Origin of the sequence: Streptosporangium jomthongense, assembly GCF_042650425.1 — a bacterium.
GTDB lineage: Bacteria > Actinomycetota > Actinomycetes > Streptosporangiales > Streptosporangiaceae > Streptosporangium.
This window is the reverse complement of the sequence record NZ_JBHSBC010000036.1, coordinates 1-16,498: the sequence shown is the minus strand read 5'-3', so window position 1 is coordinate 16,498 and position 16,498 is coordinate 1. Positions and strand designations below refer to the sequence as shown.

The window sequence follows — 16,498 nt, the reverse complement described above, 5'->3', positions numbered from 1 at the left end:
GGGCACTTCGGCCCTAGGACCCGGCGCGGCGGTGGCGGAGGCTGCTGGTATGAGGCGAACCGTCCCCGACGAATGCGATGTCCTGTTACGTGAAGGTGGCATCGCCCACATCCGCCCCCTGCGTCCCGGCGACGGGCCGTCCCTGCACAGGCTGGTCGACAGGTCGTCCGAACGCTCGGCCTACCTGCGGTTCTTCACCGGAGGCAAGGCCGGCGCCCACGCCTACATGGACCGCGTCACCGAACCGGACCACCCGGGCCGCGTCCTGGTCGCCGCAGTGGACGGCGGCCTGGTGGCGGTCGCGGAGTACGTCCCCGGTCAGGACGGCGACGCCGAACTCGCGATCCTGATCGACGACACGATGCACCACCGTGGCCTGGGCACCCTGCTGGTCGAGCACCTGGCGCTGGAGGCCGCCGACGAGGGCGTGCGCGAGCTGGTCGCCGAGGTACTGGCCGACAACCGCCCCATGCTGCGAGTGCTGGACGATCTCGGACTGCCCACCCGGCGGGCCTTCCTCGACGGGACGGTGGAGATCCGGATGGATCCGCATCCCACTCCGGGCCTGCTGGAGCGGATCGAGGAACGCGCCCACGAGGCGACCTCCGCCTGCCTGAAGCGGCTGTTCCACCCGGAGTCGATCGCGGTGATCGGCGCGGGACGCGCCCCGGGCGGGATCGGCCACCGCATCCTGCGCAGCATTCTCGACGCCGGCTTCTCCGGCCCCGTCCACCCGGTCAACCCGCACGCCGACAGGATCCTCGGCCTGCCCGCGTACGCGACCGTGCGGCAGGTGCCCGGCCCGGTCGACCTGGCGGTCGTCGCCACCCCGGCCCACACCGTGCTGGAGATCGCCCGCGACTGCGCCGGCCACGGCGTGCACGACCTCGTCGTCGTCACGGCCGGATTCGCCGAGGCGGGTGAGACAGGTATGGAAGGCGAGCTGCTGAGGATCTGCCGTGAATCCGGCATGCGTCTGATCGGCCCCAACTGCCTCGGTGTCGCCGACACCGGGGCCAATCTCAACGCCAGTTTCCTGCCTCATCCTCCCGCTCCCGGGCGCCTGGCCCTGATGTCGCAGTCGGGCGCGGTCGCGGTCGCTCTGATCGACCGGGCCAACGCCCTGGGGGTCGGCCTGTCGGGCTTCGCCTCGGTCGGCAACAAGGCCGACGTCAGCGGGAACGACCTGCTGGAGTACTGGGAGGACGACCCGGCGACCGACGTGATCGCCCTGTACCTGGAGTCGTTCGGCAACCCCCGCAGATTCGGCCGCATCGCACGGCGGGTGAGCAGACGCAAGCCGATCATCGTGATCAAGAGCGGCCGGGGCGTCTCCGGGGAGCGGGCGGTCCACTCCCACACCGCGGCCGCCGCCACCCCGGACGTCGCCGTCGACGCCCTGCTCAAAGCGTCGGGAGTCATCCGCGTCGACAGCGTCCAGGACATGCTCGACACCGCGCGCCTGCTGGGAACCCAGCCGCTGCCCCGTGGCGGGCGGGTGGCCGTCGTCGGCAACTCCGGCGGACCTCAAGCCCTGGCCGCCGACGCCTGCGAGCGGCACGGCCTGCTGGTTCCCGGGCTGTCGCCCCTCACCCGTGGACGCCTGCGTTCCCAGCTTCCTGCCTCGGCCGCCGTGGCCAACCCCGTTGATCTCACCGCCGGCGGCAGCGCACGGGATCTCGCCTTCGCCGTGGAGACCGTCCTGGCCGACCCCGACATCGACGCCGTCCTGATCGTCTACACCCCGCCGTTCGGCTCCGGACTGGCCGGCACCCGCCATGCCATCATCGCCGCGACCGCCACGACGACCAAGACCGTGGCCGCCTGTATCGCCGGGCACGACGGCCTGCTGGACGGACGGATCCCGTGCTACGCCTTTCCCGAACAGGCCGTGGGGGCCCTGCGTCACACGGTGGGGTACGCGGCGTGGCGCGCGAGGCCACAGGCCGCGCCCGCCAAGCCACCGGCGGCCGACACCGTCACCGCCCGTGGCCTCGTGGCGGCGGACCTGGCCCGCCATCCCGGCGGCCGATGGCTCGACCACGCCACCGCAGCCCGCCTGCTCGGCTGCTACGGCGTCCGTGTCATCGCCTCGACCAAGGCCGACGGCCCCGACACCGCCGCGGCGGCCGCCGAGTCCACCGGGCTACCGGTCGCGCTCAAGGCCACCGGGCCCGGCCTGGTGCACAAGAGCGACGTCGGCGGAGTCCGCCTCGGCCTCTCCACTCCCGGCGAGGTCCGCCACGCCTACCAGGAGATGGCCGACGCCATCGGACCGGCGATGACCGGCGCGATCGTCCAGCCGATGGCCGAGCCCGGTGTGGAGATGATCATCGGTGGCGTCGCACACGAGTCCTTCGGCCCGTTGCTCATGGTCGGCATGGGCGGCGCCGCCGCCGAGCTCATGGCCGACCACTCCTTCCGGGTACCTCCGCTCGACGATCAGGATCCCGCTGCGATGGTCGCCGAACTGCGATGCGCCCCGTTGCTCTCGGGCTACCGGGGACGCCCCGCCGTCGACGTCGCCGCGCTCCGGGAACAGATCGCCGGGGTCGGACAGCTGCTGGACGACCTTCCGCAGGTGGCCGAACTCGACCTGAACCCGGTGATCGTCACCACGTCCGGCGCGCTCGCCGTGGACGTCCGGATACGGCTCGCACCCGCCGCCCCGCCGCCGTCGCCCTTCCGCAGGAGACTGCGATGAGCGACCGGACCTGCGGATCCGGTGGGAGGCGATGATGCGCGTCACCGTCAAGGACGTCATGACCCGGCGGGTGGTCTCGGTCACCGAGGGCACCTGCTTCAAGGACATCGCCGAGACGCTCCTGGAGCACGGAGTCAGTGCCGTACCGGTCCTGGACGGCGACGGCCACGTGGTCGGCGTCGTCTCCGAGGCCGACCTGGTGCGCCGGGAGCGGTTCCGCACTGGGTCGCCCCGGCCGGGGCGCGAGACGGCCCGAGACCTGATGAGCGCTCCGGCCGTCACCGTCCCGGTGGACGCCCCCGTGGTGACCGCGGGCCGCCTGATGGAACACCACGGCGTCAAGCGGCTGCCGGTGACCGACGGCCACGGTCATCTGGCGGGCATCGTCAGCCGCTGTGACCTGCTGAAGGTGTTCGCCCGTTCCGACGACGACATCGCGCGTGAGATACGCCGGGACGTGCTGTCCCGGTCGCTGTGGATGGACACCTCACGAATCCGTGTCGTCGTCGCCGACGGCGTGGTCACACTGAGCGGGAGGATGACTCTGCGCAAGGACGTCCGGCTCGCCGTCCGGATGACTGGGCAGGTCGACGGAGTCGTCGACGTGGTCGACGAGCTCACCTGGGACCGGGACAACACCGGCCCCGAAGGAAGACCCGAAGAGAGATAGGAGATCCACAGACCTTGGCCGACGGCCGGACGGGAACTCCCCCGCCCTCGCCCGCGAGGAAGCGCCGTCCAGACCGAGGCGACGTCACCACGTCCACGGAGTCCACCACCAGAAGATCGTCCCCAGCCACGACCCGACGTTTCTCCCGCGGGAGGTTCACGACCGGACCACGGCCACCGGGCAGCGGGCGTGGTGGAGCACGTCCCGGCTGACGGACCCCAGCACCGCCGAACCGACGGCACCCAGCCCGCGGGAACCCACCACCAGCAGGTCGGCCTGCGCCGAGGCGTCCCTCAGAGCCGACACCGGGTGGGCGTAGGTCACCTCCGACACGATCTCGACCTCGGGGAACCTGTCCCGCCACGGGGTGAGTCGGTCGGCGAGCATCCGCTGCTGCTCCCGCCGTTCCCCGGAGAGGTCACGGACAGGCTCCGGCATGAAGGCGTGCAACGGAACCTGCCAGGCGTGCAGGGCACGCAGGGTGCATTCGCGCAGCCGGGCCTGCTCGAAGGCGAAGCCCAGGGCGGGCTCGCACTCCGGGGAGCCGTCGACGCCCACGACGACCTCATCTCGCGATTCACCCTCCTCAGTCCTGACGACCACGATGGCGCCGGGCACGTGGCCCGCCAGTCGCAGGACCGCCGAACCCAGCAGCGCCTCGGCGAAGCCGCCCAGGCCTCGGTTGCCGATCACGAGTTCGACGGCCGAGGCGGCCCGCTCGCGCAGGGTCTCAGCGGGTGTTCCCCCGACCAGTTCGGTCGTCACGTCGATGTCCGGCCTGCGTTCCGCGGCGGCCTTCGCCGCCTCGGTGAGCACCCGCTCACCGGCGTCGGCCAGCGCGTCCTGCCATTCCGGTGGAGAGAACGCCGAGATCCCGTACGGCCAGCGTTCCACGACGTGCACGATCCGCACCGGCAGTCTTCTGCGTGCCGCGTCGTCGGCCGCCCACCGCACGGCGGCCGTGGCGGCGGATGAGCCGTCGGTGGCGACGACAATCGACTTGGTCATGTCCTTCCCCCTTTCCCTCTTTCATCGGACCGCGGGCAAACCGCCTCCTCCAGAGGCGATCGTCCCGATCCGGAAAGGACGTTCGCCCCGCCGTGGGTAGGTCACCGTTCAGACGCACCCCGGTATCAGCCGTACCGCGGTGACCTTGTACTCCGGGCACGACGTCACGGTGTCGGCATGGCGGGAGGTGAGAGTGTTCACCCCGCTGGAAGGGAAGTGGAACGCGCAGAAGACCTGGCCGGGCACCATGTCGTCACTGAGGTGAGCGGTCAACACGGCGCGGCCGTACCGGCTCCTCACCGTGACCGGATCCCCCTCCCCGAGGCCGTACCGAGCGGCGTCGGCAGGATGGAGATCGAGCAGATCGACCCCTTCCAGCTGAAGGTTGGCCGTACGGCGGGTCATGTTCCCGGAGTTGTAGTGCGCCCAGCGTCGTCCGGTGACCAGGACGAGAGGGTAGCGGTCGTCCGGCGTCTCCCCCGGCGGGAGGTAGGGGCAGGCGGCCAGGTGGGCCAAGCCGTCGGAGGTGGAGAACCGCTCCCGATACAGGCTCGCCTCTCCCGGCCGGAGGGAATCCGGGCAGGGCCAGGAGACGGCGCCCTCACGGTCGAGGCGTTCGTGGGAGATCCCCGCGAAGAGCGGCGCCATCCGGGCGCACTCGGCCAGCGTCTCGGCCGGCGTCCGGCAGCCGAGGTCCACGCCGAGGGCGGAGGCGAGAGCGTGGACCGCCGCGAAGTCGGTCCTGGCGTCCCCCGGAGGATCCAGAGCAGGACGGACCCTCTGGAAGCGGCGGTCGAAGTTGACGAAGGTGCCGTCCTTCTCCAGCCAGGCCGCAGCTGGCAACACGACGTCGGCGTGGCGGGCCGTCTCGGACAGGAACAGCTCCTGGCAGACGACCAGCGGGCAGGTCTCCAGGGCTTCGGTGACCCGGACGGTGTCGGGGTCGGTGGCGCAGACGTCCTCACCGACGATCCACAGGGCCTGCAGCGTTCCGGCGCGTGCGGCGGCGAACATCTCCGGGATGCGCATCCCGGGCCGGTCCGGAACCGGCGCTCCCCAGACGTCGGCGGCCCTGGCCCGGGCGGCGGGATCGGTCACCTTGGCGTAGCCGGGCAGCAGGTCGGGCAGCGCGCCCATGTCGGAGGCGCCCTGGACGTTGTTCTGGCCGCGCAGCGGGTTGATCCCGAAACCGTGTCCGGTGCCGACCGCGCCACGCAGGATCGCCAGGTTGGCCAGGGCGCGGACCCCGTCGGTGCCGTGCAGGTGCTCGGTGACGCCCAGTCCGTAGACGATCGCCGGCCGCTCGGCCCGCCCGTAGAGCCGGGCGGCCTCAAGCAGGTCCCCGGCCGGAACCCCGGTGAGGGCGGCCACCCGGTCCGGCCCGTAACCGGCCAGCAGCGCGGTGAGCTCCGGCAGCCCCGCGACCCGATGGCGCAGGAAATCGTCGTCGACGAGCCCCTCGGCGAGCATCACGTGCGCCAAGCCGTTGAACAGGGCGACGTTAGAGCCAGGTTGGGACCGCAAGTGCACGTCGGCGTGATGGGCCAGGCCGACGGTCCTGGGGTCGGCGACGATCAGCCGTGCCCCGTGCAGAACCCTCCGCAGCAGCCGCGCGCCGACCACGGGGTGGGCCTCGACCGGGTTGGCGCCCACCAGCAGCAGACAGTCGGCTCCTTCCACGTCGTCGAGGCTGTCGGTGCCGCCGGACAGGCCGAAGGCCGCGGTCAGACCGGCCGCCGAGGGGGCGTGGCAGAGGCGGGAGCAGTTGTCGACGTTGTTGGTGCCGACGGCGACCCGCATGAACTTCTGGATCAGGTAGTTCTCCTCGTTGGTCGCCCTGGCCGAGGAGATCGCCGCCACCGCGTCGGGACCCCCTGCGGCGACGGCCGCACGTAGGCCACGGGCGACATGGTCGAGAGCCTCGGACCAGCTCACCGGTGTGAGGAGCCCGTCGCGGCGCAGCAACGGCCGGGTGAGCCGTTCGGACGCGTGAAGGAACCCGTGCGCGAAACGGCCTTTGACACAGGCGTGCCCACGATTGACCGGACCATCGTGGTCCGGCAGGACCGCGACGATCTCGCCATCGCGGGTGAGCACCTCCAAGGAGCAGCCGACCCCGCAGTAGCCGCAGGTGGTACGGGTCCGTCCCGAGGTCCTTGCCCGGTCTCCCACCGGCAGACCGGGCTCGGTGAGCGCCCCGGTGGGGCAGGTGTCGACACAGCCGCCGCAGGAGACGCAGTCCGAGTCGGCCCATGATCCGCCCGTGCCGGGGGCGACCACCGTGTCGGCGCCCCGACCGGTCAGGGTGAGGGCGAAGGTTCCCTGGACCTCGGCGCACATGCGAACGCACCGACCGCAGGCGATGCACAGATCCCGGTCCAGGTGGACGTAGGGATGGGTGTCGTCACGCCCTCGTCCGCCCGGCCCCTGGGCGATGTCCGGGGCGAGCCCCAGCTCGTGGCAGATCCGGGCCAGCTCGCCACCGTCCGCATCGCCGTCCAAGGCGCGGGGCGGCAAAGCCGAGACGATCAGTTCCACGGCGTCACGGCGCAGTTCTCGCAACTCGCCGGCGGTGACCTCGACCACGGCACCGTCCACGGCCGGGGTGACGCACGCGGCCACCACGCTCCCGCCGGATCTCACCAGACAGGTACGGCAGGAGCCCACCGATGTCAGGCGGTCGTCGTGGCACAGCGTGGGCAACTCGCCCCCGGCGAGACGGACCGCGTCCAGCAGTGAGGCACCGTCTTCCAGATGGACGGCGACGCCGTCGACGTCGACCCTCATCGGTCCCACTCCCTGAGCTGGTCCCCGTAGGCTCGGGCGAGGCTCCGTACCGCGGCGGGCACCCTGCGCCCGAAGGCGCACAGGCTCGCCTGGCCCATCACCCGTAACAGCCGCGTGTACTCCTCGGACGGCGTGCCGGATTCGGTGATCTCCAGGCCCCGGCGGGAGCCGACCCGGCAGGGGGAGCAGGCTCCGCAGCTTTCTGCGGCGGCGAACTCCCACACGTGCCGCAGCACCTCCCTCCCCGTCACACGCCGGTCGAAGGCGACAAGACCGGCGTGTCCGAGGGCGGCGCCGTGGCGGGCCAGATCGGCCTCGGTCAGCGGTACGTCCAGCCCGTCAGGGGGCAGGAATCCGCCCAGCGGACCGCCCACCTGCAGGGCCCCCAGCTCGGCCCCCTCCCGCAGGCCGCCGCCCAGCTCGGTGACGATGTGGATCACCGGAGTGCCGAGCTCGACCTCGTAGCAGCCGGGCCGGGCGAAGCGTTCGGACAGGCAGACCAGCTTCGTGCCGGTTTCGGTTCGGGTGCCGCGGCAGGCGTAGGCGTTTCCGCCACGCCGTACGATCCACGGTACGGCGGCTAGTGTCTCGACGTTGTTGACCACGGTCGGGGCGTCCCACAGGCCCTGTCGCGTGGGGTAGGGCGGGCGGGACCGTGCACAGCCGCGGCCGCCCTCCAGCCCGGCGATCAGCGCGGTTTCCTCTCCCGCCACATAGGATCCGGCGCCCTCGACGACCTCGACGTCCAGGTTCACCTCACTGCCGTGGACCGACCCGCCCAGATGGCCGCCGGCGTAGGCTTGGCCGACCGCCGCCCGCATCCGGGTGAGCGCCTGCGGGTACTCCGAGCGCACCAGTACCACGGCACGACGGGCTCCGCAGGCCAGGCAGGCCAGAGCCAGGCCCTCCAGCACCCGCGCCGGATCGGCTTCCATCAGCAACCGGTCGGCGTAGGAACCCGGATCACCCTCGTCACCGTTGGCGACGACCACCGTGTCCGGCGATCCGCCCGTGGCGGCCCACTTGGCGGCCACCGGGAAACCGGCACCGCCTCGTCCCCGCAGCCCGGAGGCCGCCACCTCGGCCAGAACCCGCTGTGCGGCTCCGGTGGCCACAGCCTCGGGCCACACCGTCCAGGGCTCTTCACCGGCGACGATCCCGGCGAGCGCCACCGGATCGCCGGTGACGTCCCGGGCCGGAATGACGGGTGCCGTGGGAGGCAGCCCCCCGGCCAGTTGCTCGGTGAGGGTGGGGCCGACGCACGGCGTGTCACCGTCGAGGCAGCCAGGACTCGCGTAGCAGAAGCCCAGGCAGCGAACCGCCTGCAGCGAGACGTCGTTCCGGCCGACGCCACCGACCGCGACGCCCAGGGCCTCCTCGACCTCGGTGAGCTGACGACCCGCCCGGGCGGCGAAGCAGGCCGCCGCGGCGCAGACCCGCACGTGGCGGCGGCCGCGCGGGGCGGCCAGGTCGGCGTAGAAGGTGGCCGACCCCAGCCCCGCGGCCGCCGGCAGCCCCAGGCGCCGGGCCACCCGCGGAGCCCACACCTGCGGGCCGTCCGGTGACCTCTCGGCGGCCCCGGCCAAAGCCTCCAGCAGCCTGGCGCCGAGGTGCCCTCTTCGCCCCGCGAGCACACGAAAGCCGTTGGAGCCGTTGAAACCGCCCATAAGTCCAGAATGGTTCCGCCGTATCCCGCCTCTCAGGGTCCATGGACCCGACGCGACGGGACCTTCGCCCCTCCTGCCCGATCCTGGTCCGGGTTCGACGGGCCAGGCCCTCCTACCAGGACGTGGGACCTTCGCCCCATGTCAAGAGTCCTTGGACCGCTACCGTGAACGCCCCCGGGAATCCGACGGTGAGAACTATGGAAAGTGCCGAGGTCAGGGATCTGGACCCTCGGGAACCCCTGTCCCGGCTGCGTCGGGAGCTCGGCACCGGTCCCGGAGGGCTGTCATCCCGGGAGGCGGCCCGCCGTCTTGCGGTGTACGGCCCCAACGAGGTACGCCGCAGACGGCACCGGTCGCTGCTCGACGAATTACTCGGTCAGCTGGTCCATCCTCTCGCCTTACTGCTGTGGACGGCCGGGGCCCTGGCCTACGCCGCGGGTACGGCGGTGCTGGCGGCCGCCGTCATCGCCGTCGTCGTGTTGAACGCGGTGTTCGCGCTGTTGCAGGAACGGCAGGCCGAGCGGGCGGTCGAAACCCTCGCCCGCTACCTGCCGCAACACACCCGTGTGACACGAGATGACCAGGAGGTGTCGATCGAGGCTCGCGGGGTGGTGCCCGGAGATCTCGTGCTGCTCGGTGAGGGCGACAGGGTTCCCGCCGATCTGCGCCTGATCGACGGCACCCTTGAGGTGGACATGTCCATGCTCACCGGTGAGTCCATGCCGGTGGCCCGGACGGCCGACCCGTCGCGGGAGGGCGCTCCTCTGCTCAGTGAGCCCAACCTGGTCTTCAGCGGAACCACCTGCGTCGCCGGAGAGGCGACGGCGGTGGCCTTCGCCACCGGTGACCACACCGAACTGGGCCGCATCGCGGTGCTCAGCCAACGCACCGTACGAGAGCGCAGCCCGCTGGAGACACAGGTGAGACGAGTCGCCTGGCTCATCGCCCTGGCCGCCGTCGGTATGGGAGCGGTGTTCCTCCTGGCGGGCGTCGCCTCGGGGATGTCCACGGTCGCCGCGCTGACGTTCGCCATCGGCCTGCTGGTGGCCAACGTACCCGAAGGACTGCTACCCACGATCACCCTGGCACTGGCCGTCGGAGTGCGCGCGCTGGCCCGCGACGGCGCCGTCGTCAAACGGCTGAGCGCGGTGGAGACGCTCGGATCCACCGCCGTCATCTGCACCGACAAGACCGGAACCCTGACACGCAACCGGATGCGCCTTGAGGCGGCGTGGACCCCGCACGGCACGGTCGACCGCTCGTGTCCGCACCCTGCCGGTTTCGAGAGGTTGGCGGCCGCGACGACCGAGTGCACCACGGTCGCCCGCACCCCTGACGGCCTGGCCGGGGACCCGACCGAGATCGCGCTCGTCGAGGGCGCCGACTGGCTCGGACACCCCGCTGACCTGGACGGTCGCGACAAACGCCGCCGGGCGCTGTTCAGGTTCGACCCGCTCCTGAGGTTGATGTCCGTCGCGACCGATCATGTGGTCTACGTCAAGGGGGCGCCCGAGGCCGTACTCGCCCGTGTCCCGGACTGCGACCGGGAACACGTGATGGCCGAGGTGGCCGTTCTCGCCGGACGTGGGTTGCGCGTCCTGGCCGTGGCCGCCCGTACGACCGGTCGCGCCCCTGAACGCCGTGAGGACGCTGAACGGGACCTGCGGCTGATCGGCCTGGTCGGCCTTGACGATCCGCCCCGCCCCGAGGTGGCCGGGGCCGTGGAGCGCTGTCACCGGGCCGGACTGCGCGTGCACATCGTGACCGGTGACAACGGGATCACCGCCGCCGAGGTCGCCCGCGAGGTCGGCGTCGGCCACCCCCGCCTGTGCGTCGTCGCCGAGGCCGAACACGTCCATGATCACGAACTGGACGAACTGCTCACCCGCGACCAGGAGATCGTCTTCGCCCGTTCGTCGCCGGAGACGAAACTCCGCATCGCCGACGCCCTGTGCGGCCAGGGACAGATCGTGGCCATGACCGGAGACGGGGTGAACGACGCCCCCGCGCTGCATCGGGCGGACATCGGGGTCGCGATGGGCCGTTCGGGCACCGATGTCGCCCGGGAGGCGGCGACGATGGTACTGACCGACGACAACTTCGCCACCATCGTGACCGCCGTGGAGTCGGGGCGTCGGGTCTACGACAACGTGCGCAAGTTCATCCTGTACATCTTCGCCCACACCACTCCCGAGGTCGTGCCGTTCCTGATCTTCGCCCTCAGCGGCGGCGCGGTGCCGTTACCGCTGACGGTCCTGCAGATCCTGGCCATCGACCTGGGCACCGAGACACTCCCGGCCCTCGCCCTGGGCCGTGAGCCCGCCGAGCCCGGCATCATGAACCGTCCGCCCCGCCGCCGGCAGGAAGGCGTGATCACCGCTGCCATGCTCGTGCGGGCCTGGGTTTTCCTCGGTCTGATCTCCGCGACCCTGGTCATGGTGGTGTTCTTCCTCATCCTGTGGCGGTCCGGCTGGTATCCGGGCGCCCCGACCGGGCCGGGCACGGCCCTGAATCACGCCTACGTCCAGGCCACCACCGCGACGTTCGCCGGGATCGTCATGTGCCAGGTCGGCACGGCCTTCGCCGCCCGCACCGAACACGCCTCCCTGCGCGGGATCGGACTGTTCACCAACCCGCTGCTGCTGTGGGGAATCGCCTTCGAGCTGGCCTTCACCGCCCTGGTCGTCTACGTTCCGCCTCTGCAACGTGTCTTCGGCACGGCGATGCTCCCGCTCGACGTCGTTGCCCTGATCACCCTGTTCCCGTTCGTCGTGTGGGGGAGCGACGAGTTCCGTCGCTGGCTCGTACGCCGCTCGGCAGCGGCCCGCGACCGTGTTCGACCGATGAACGGTTCCACCGAGGAATAGCCGAATTACCTGGAGAAATGGGACCTTAGCCACTGTCGATCATCGCCGTGCGGTACCGACAGTGGAGAAGGTGGGTGTACGCATGTGAGACACGGCTATGACAGTCAAACGCAAGGCGTGGACCATCCTACAGCGGGAGTCGTCGCGCCGGATGCTGCGCGCCCGGCGGTTCGAAGAGCGCTGCGCCGAACCGTACAGCGGCAAGGAGATCCGGCACCCGGCTCGGCATCGCGATCACCACTTCGTCGAACGGAGTTTCAGATCATGGAAGCCAAGCAGTGGACCGTACAGATCCACATCACCGAGGAAGGCGACGAGACCTTCGCCAGAGCGGTTCTGGCCACCAGGGACACCCACGACCTGACCGGGGTCGGCCGGGCACGCCGCAACCCGGTCGACGAGCCGGTGGCCGAGATCGGCGACGAGCTCGCTGTCGCCCGCGCGCTGGCCGACCTGGCAGCAAGACTGCTCAACGTCACCTCGGACGACATCGCCCAGTTCACAGGCTCCGCCTCGTAACAGGTCTCGTGGGGCGCGACCGTCCGGAACAGGGAGGTTCGCGGTCGTGGCCACCGGCCACCGGGTCCGTGTTCCAGCGTGACACGGACACAGGATGGAGGGGACGGCAGGAAGGGGATCGTCATGTCAAACCTCGGTATCGCAATCGTGCGGCAGTACGAACGCGGAGTGGTGTTCCGGCTCGGCCAGGTGCGGGCGGTTCGCGAGCCCGGGCTACGGTTCATGATCCCGCTGGTGGATCGGATGCGTAAAGTGAGCCTGCGCACCGTGACGATGCCGATCGCCTCGCAGCAGATCATCACCCGCGACAACGTCTCCATCGGAGTCGCCGCGGTGGCCTACTTCCGCCGGGTGGACCCGGTGAAGTCGATCGTGGAGATCGAGAACGTGCAGGACGCGGTCAGCCAGATCGCCCAGACGACCGTCCGCAACGTCGTCGGCCGCTCCCTGCTGGATCACGTGCTGACAGACACCGAGACGCTCAACGAGTCGATCAAGCAGATCCTCGACCGGATCACCCAGCAGTGGGGCGTCTACGTACTGCTCGTGGAACTCAAGGACATCGAGTTGCCGCAGTCGATGCAGCGGGCGATGGCCCGCGAGGCCGAGGCGGAGCGCGAGAAGCGCGCGAAGATCATCGCTGCCGAAGGAGAGGCCTTGTCGGCCGGAAGGCTCGCCGAGGCCGCCGACGTCATCGCCGCCCACCCCATCGCGCTGCAGTTGCGTAACCTTCAGGTACTGAGCGAGATCGCCGTGGAACACAACTCCACCATCGTCTTCCCTGCCCAGTTCCTCACCCGCGCTCGTGAACTGTCCGACTTCGTCACCGCCGAACGCGACAGGATCGCTCCCCGTGCGCTCAAGACCTGGCGCGGCACGGAACAGCACAAAACCACGAAGGCGGGCACGCCATGGACACAGGCGACGGGCTCGCGAACCACCTCACATCCAGGTTCCTGAAACCCGGACCCATCCCGGGAGGCCAGCATGGGGCAGAACCACAACGGCACCGTGAAAATCGTCTGGCACGGTGGTGACCGCTTCGACGTCCACATGCGGCAACACATCGTCCGCGTCGACCAGATCAGAGACTTCGGCGGCGGCGACACCGGCCCCGACCCGGTCGAACTGCTCGCCGGAAGTCTCGCCGCCTGTGCCGCCCAGCGCGCCGAACGCTACCTTCACCGCTGTGAACTGCCCGCCGGCGTCACCGTCACCGCCCACTACGAGCTCGCCCTGCGTCCCGCACGCGTCAACCGGATCGAACTGGTCGTCGAAGCTCCAGGCGTACCTGCTGGGCTACGGGACTCCTTCATCTCGGCGATTGAGCACAGTGCTGTGTACAACTCGCTGCGAACGCCACCGGAGATCGCCTTCCGGCTTCACATCACGGAGGACCTGTCCACGCCGGGGCACGCGTAGCCCACAGACCACCGTACTTTCCGAAAGCCGGTAAGAACCGAGAGAGGTAAGGATCATGAAGGCGCAAGTAGGAGACCGGTTGATCGTCGAGAGCACCCACGTGGGCGAGCCACGACGTATCGGCGTCATCACCGGGCTACACCACTCTGACGGTACGCCTCCGTACGACGTCCACTGGCTCGACCAGGAACACGAGGTCATGTTCTTCCCCGGCCCGGACGCCCACGTCGAGCACGAGGAAGCGAGGACCGAGAGCCCCTGACCGCCTCCCGCCAAGTGGCTCTTCTAGCCTGCCACGGTCACGAGGGACCTCCCGTCGTGCGCCCGCCCGGGAGGGCGCGCTCCGCCTGAGCAGCTCGATCACCTGCTCGTCGGTGGTCTGCGTGAAGTCCCGTGCCATGCCCCGAGCCCGCGAAGACAACCGGGGATCCGCCGGCAGATCACGTCATCGGAGACCTCACGCAGGCCCGCGATCGTGTCCGGCGCCCCACGGGAACCGCCAGCACCACCCGAGAGGCTCCTCGGGCCTGAGCGACCTGGCAGGCCGCCCTGGCCGTCCCGCCGGTGGCAACGCTGTCGTCCACCACGATCACCGTACGGCCCGCCGGATCCAGCGAGACGCGACCGTTCCGGAAACGTCACACGCGACGAAGAAGTTCGGCCCGCTCGTGTTCCTCCGCTGGCGTCAGTCTCGCTGGCCGCACGATCTCTGATGGGGGACACGCCCTACACGCGGGTGGAATCGTGTCAGTGCCCCATCACCGGCCGTGCTCCCGCCGGGAGCGGCAGGTGTTCGCGGATGAGCAGCCCGCTCGCAACCAGCACCCACAGGCCCACCAGTGCCCCGGGAACGTAGCCCACGATCGGACCATCGGGTGCCAACGCACCTCCTGTGACTCCCACCGCGAACGCCGATAGCACATTGACCGCGGCGACGACGACGGCGAACCAGGCCATCCAGACGGGAAAGACCCGTGTGCGCAAGATGGCCGCCGCAGAGGCTCCGAACGGTACAGCCACCGCGATCCCGGCAACGGTGCCCATCGCGGTCAGCGCGGTGTACGGCCCCGCGGCGACCTCCAGAAGGCCGCGGTACATGGTCAGCGCGTACGCGATTCCGGCGAACAGCGCCACGCCGATGAACCCGAGCACGCACATGAGCACATACCCGGCAAGCACCAGCGCGGGAGCGTCCCCCGTCTCGTCCGCGCGGCGGAAGGCCGTGGCGAGTGCGGCCCCGAACCACAACAGCAGTGCGATCGCGATGGCGTATAGCAGTGCTCCGATCAGGATCTGAACGCGGTACTGCGGAAAGTAGCCAGCGATCACCGCCGCAGGATCGGTGACCCTCGGCACGTTTCCCATCGTCAGCCGTCCGGCGATCATGAACACCAGCGCGGTGATCCCGGCCAGCCCGCCCCAGCGGAACTCATGACCTTCCTTCACGTCAATCACCCCCGCTTTCCACCATCCGCCATTCCCACCGTCGCTTCCAGGGACGAAGGTCCCTTCCACCCGCTGTGCCCTTGCTGGGAGGCATCGGCTCGGTGGACCGACCGGAGGTGAACACACCGGCCCCGCCGAAAGGTGAAGCCGCGGGCATCTGACGAAACTTCGACGACCGTGCCGGTACGGCGGCGAAGTCCTTTAGCGCGTCGCGTCGTACTGTGGGCGGAGCAGATCTCATCGCGCCGCAGCGTCGAGCCGCCGTACCCGCGAGCGGCCGGCCATATCTTGGGTCGTCCCCGTGTCGGTGGCCGACCCTGCCTTGATCGAACGGACGCGGCACGAACGGTGCCACCTGTTCCGATCCAGCCTCAGGTGAGGGGGACGCTCCAGGTCAACCGGGTGCCGCCCTCGGAAGGGGAGCTGATCTCGAAGGAGCCGCCGAACCGCTCCGCGCGCTCGGCGAGGTTGCGCAGCCCGCTGCGCCTGCTGTCGGCTGGAAGTCCGGCCCCGTTGTCGGTCACCACCAAGGTGAGCCGGTCCCCCGTCGCCTCAGCGCACACGTCGGCCTTGGTCGCCCTGGCGTGCCGTACGACGTTGGACAGCGCCTCCCGCAGGACGGCCAGCAGATGCTCGGCCGGCTCCGGCCCGACCCGGGTGTCCAGCGGGCCCTCCATCTCCAGACCCGGCATGAACCCCAGGTGGCCGCGGGCGCCCTCAACCAGTCCCACGATCTGCGTGCGCAACCCCGCCTCGCCGTCCTGGTGGGGCGTCTGCAGGGCGAAAATGGTCGAGCGGATCTGCCGGATGGTGCTGTCGAGTTCGTCGATCGCGTTCTTCACGCGTGAGGAGGCCTCAGGGTGCTCGACCAGCCGCACCGTGCTCATCAGCGTCATGGCCACCGCGAACAGCCGCTGGATCACCACGTCGTGCAGGTCGCGGGCAATCCGGTCACGGTCCTCGAGGAGACCGAGCCGCTCGGCGTCCATCCTGCTCTCGGCCAGCTCCAGGGCGATCGCAGCCTGCGCGGAGAAAGCGTGCAGAGTGCGCAGCTCGACCTGGGTGAACGGGATACGACCCGACCGTTTGCCCAGCGACAGCACCCCGCGTACGGCTCCCGCAGCCCCAATCGGCACCGCTGCCACCGGCCCCAACTCGGCATATTCGGCAATGGCCACCGCTGCCCCGGCCTCGTCGAGCGTAGTGACCATGAGTGACTCGCCGCTGCTGAAAGCCCGCCCTGCCAAGGAATCGGTGACCTCCGCCTCGACATGGGCCACCTGATCACTTGTCAGCCCATCGGCGACGGCCACCCGCAGGACCTGTCCGGTGTCGTCAGGCAGCAGCACCGCCACAATGTCGGCGCCCGCCATCTGCCTGGCCCGCCGCGCGATCAGGGTCAGCACCC

At 70.3% G+C, this 16,498-nt stretch carries 13 protein-coding genes; 7 read left to right on the top strand and 6 right to left on the bottom strand.

What is annotated here, in order from left to right:
* Positions 1–49: 49 nt before the first annotated feature.
* Positions 50–2,704 (top strand): bifunctional acetate--CoA ligase family protein/GNAT family N-acetyltransferase, encoded by a 2,655-nt coding sequence (locus ACFOYY_RS30725; RefSeq protein WP_386194471.1) that lies wholly within the window; start codon positions 50–52, stop codon positions 2,702–2,704.
* A gap of 34 nt (positions 2,705–2,738) precedes the next feature.
* A complete protein-coding gene (locus tag ACFOYY_RS30720) occupies positions 2,739–3,374 on the top strand; it encodes a CBS domain-containing protein (protein WP_362776384.1) in 636 nt (211 codons plus the stop codon).
* Positions 3,375–3,530: 156 nt separating this feature from the next.
* Here ACFOYY_RS30720 and ACFOYY_RS30715 read toward each other — a convergent pair whose 3' ends face one another.
* From ACFOYY_RS30715 to ACFOYY_RS30705, 3 genes are all read right to left on the bottom strand, one after another.
* Positions 3,531–4,382 carry a universal stress protein gene (locus tag ACFOYY_RS30715; protein WP_386194468.1) on the bottom strand — a complete coding sequence of 284 codons (852 nt, stop codon included), beginning with the start codon at positions 4,380–4,382 and terminating at the stop codon, positions 3,531–3,533.
* Between the two features lie 108 nt (positions 4,383–4,490).
* Complete coding sequence (gene fdhF, locus ACFOYY_RS30710) at positions 4,491–7,169, bottom strand: formate dehydrogenase subunit alpha (RefSeq protein WP_386194465.1); 2,679 nt, start codon at positions 7,167–7,169, stop codon at positions 4,491–4,493.
* Complete coding sequence (locus ACFOYY_RS30705) at positions 7,166–8,836, bottom strand: NADH-ubiquinone oxidoreductase-F iron-sulfur binding region domain-containing protein (RefSeq protein WP_386194462.1); 1,671 nt, start codon at positions 8,834–8,836, stop codon at positions 7,166–7,168. The genes fdhF and ACFOYY_RS30705 overlap by 4 nt, the downstream gene beginning before the upstream one ends.
* A 197-nt stretch (positions 8,837–9,033) precedes the next feature.
* Between ACFOYY_RS30705 and ACFOYY_RS30700 the strand changes: the two genes are divergently transcribed.
* From ACFOYY_RS30700 to ACFOYY_RS30680, 5 genes are all read left to right on the top strand, one after another.
* Positions 9,034–11,703, top strand: coding sequence for a cation-translocating P-type ATPase (locus tag ACFOYY_RS30700; RefSeq protein WP_386194459.1), 2,670 nt, complete (start codon positions 9,034–9,036; stop codon positions 11,701–11,703).
* A 264-nt stretch (positions 11,704–11,967) separates the two neighbouring features.
* A complete protein-coding gene (locus tag ACFOYY_RS30695) occupies positions 11,968–12,222 on the top strand; it encodes a dsRBD fold-containing protein (protein ID WP_386194457.1) in 255 nt (84 codons plus the stop codon).
* Between the two features lie 123 nt (positions 12,223–12,345).
* On the top strand, positions 12,346–13,182 hold the full coding sequence (locus ACFOYY_RS30690) for a slipin family protein (protein WP_386194453.1): 837 nt from the start codon (positions 12,346–12,348) through the stop codon (positions 13,180–13,182).
* A gap of 27 nt (positions 13,183–13,209) precedes the next feature.
* The gene (locus tag ACFOYY_RS30685) at positions 13,210–13,644 is read left to right on the top strand and encodes an OsmC family protein (protein WP_386194450.1); all 435 of its coding nucleotides are present in this window, start codon (positions 13,210–13,212) and stop codon (positions 13,642–13,644) included.
* Between the two features lie 55 nt (positions 13,645–13,699).
* Entirely contained in the window at positions 13,700–13,906 is a 207-nt protein-coding gene (locus tag ACFOYY_RS30680; protein ID WP_386194447.1) for a DUF1918 domain-containing protein, read from the top strand.
* A gap of 178 nt (positions 13,907–14,084) precedes the next feature.
* Here ACFOYY_RS30680 and ACFOYY_RS30675 read toward each other — a convergent pair whose 3' ends face one another.
* The 3 genes from ACFOYY_RS30675 to ACFOYY_RS30665 form a co-directional block, all read right to left on the bottom strand.
* Positions 14,085–14,228 (bottom strand): hypothetical protein, encoded by a 144-nt coding sequence (locus ACFOYY_RS30675; protein WP_386194444.1) that lies wholly within the window; start codon positions 14,226–14,228, stop codon positions 14,085–14,087.
* A 163-nt stretch (positions 14,229–14,391) separates the two neighbouring features.
* The gene (locus tag ACFOYY_RS30670; protein ID WP_386194441.1) at positions 14,392–15,099 is read right to left on the bottom strand and encodes a hypothetical protein; all 708 of its coding nucleotides are present in this window, start codon (positions 15,097–15,099) and stop codon (positions 14,392–14,394) included.
* 362 nt (positions 15,100–15,461) lie between these two features.
* A partial coding sequence (locus tag ACFOYY_RS30665; RefSeq protein ID WP_386194438.1) for a GAF domain-containing sensor histidine kinase occupies positions 15,462–16,498 on the bottom strand: 1,037 nt, incomplete at its 5' end.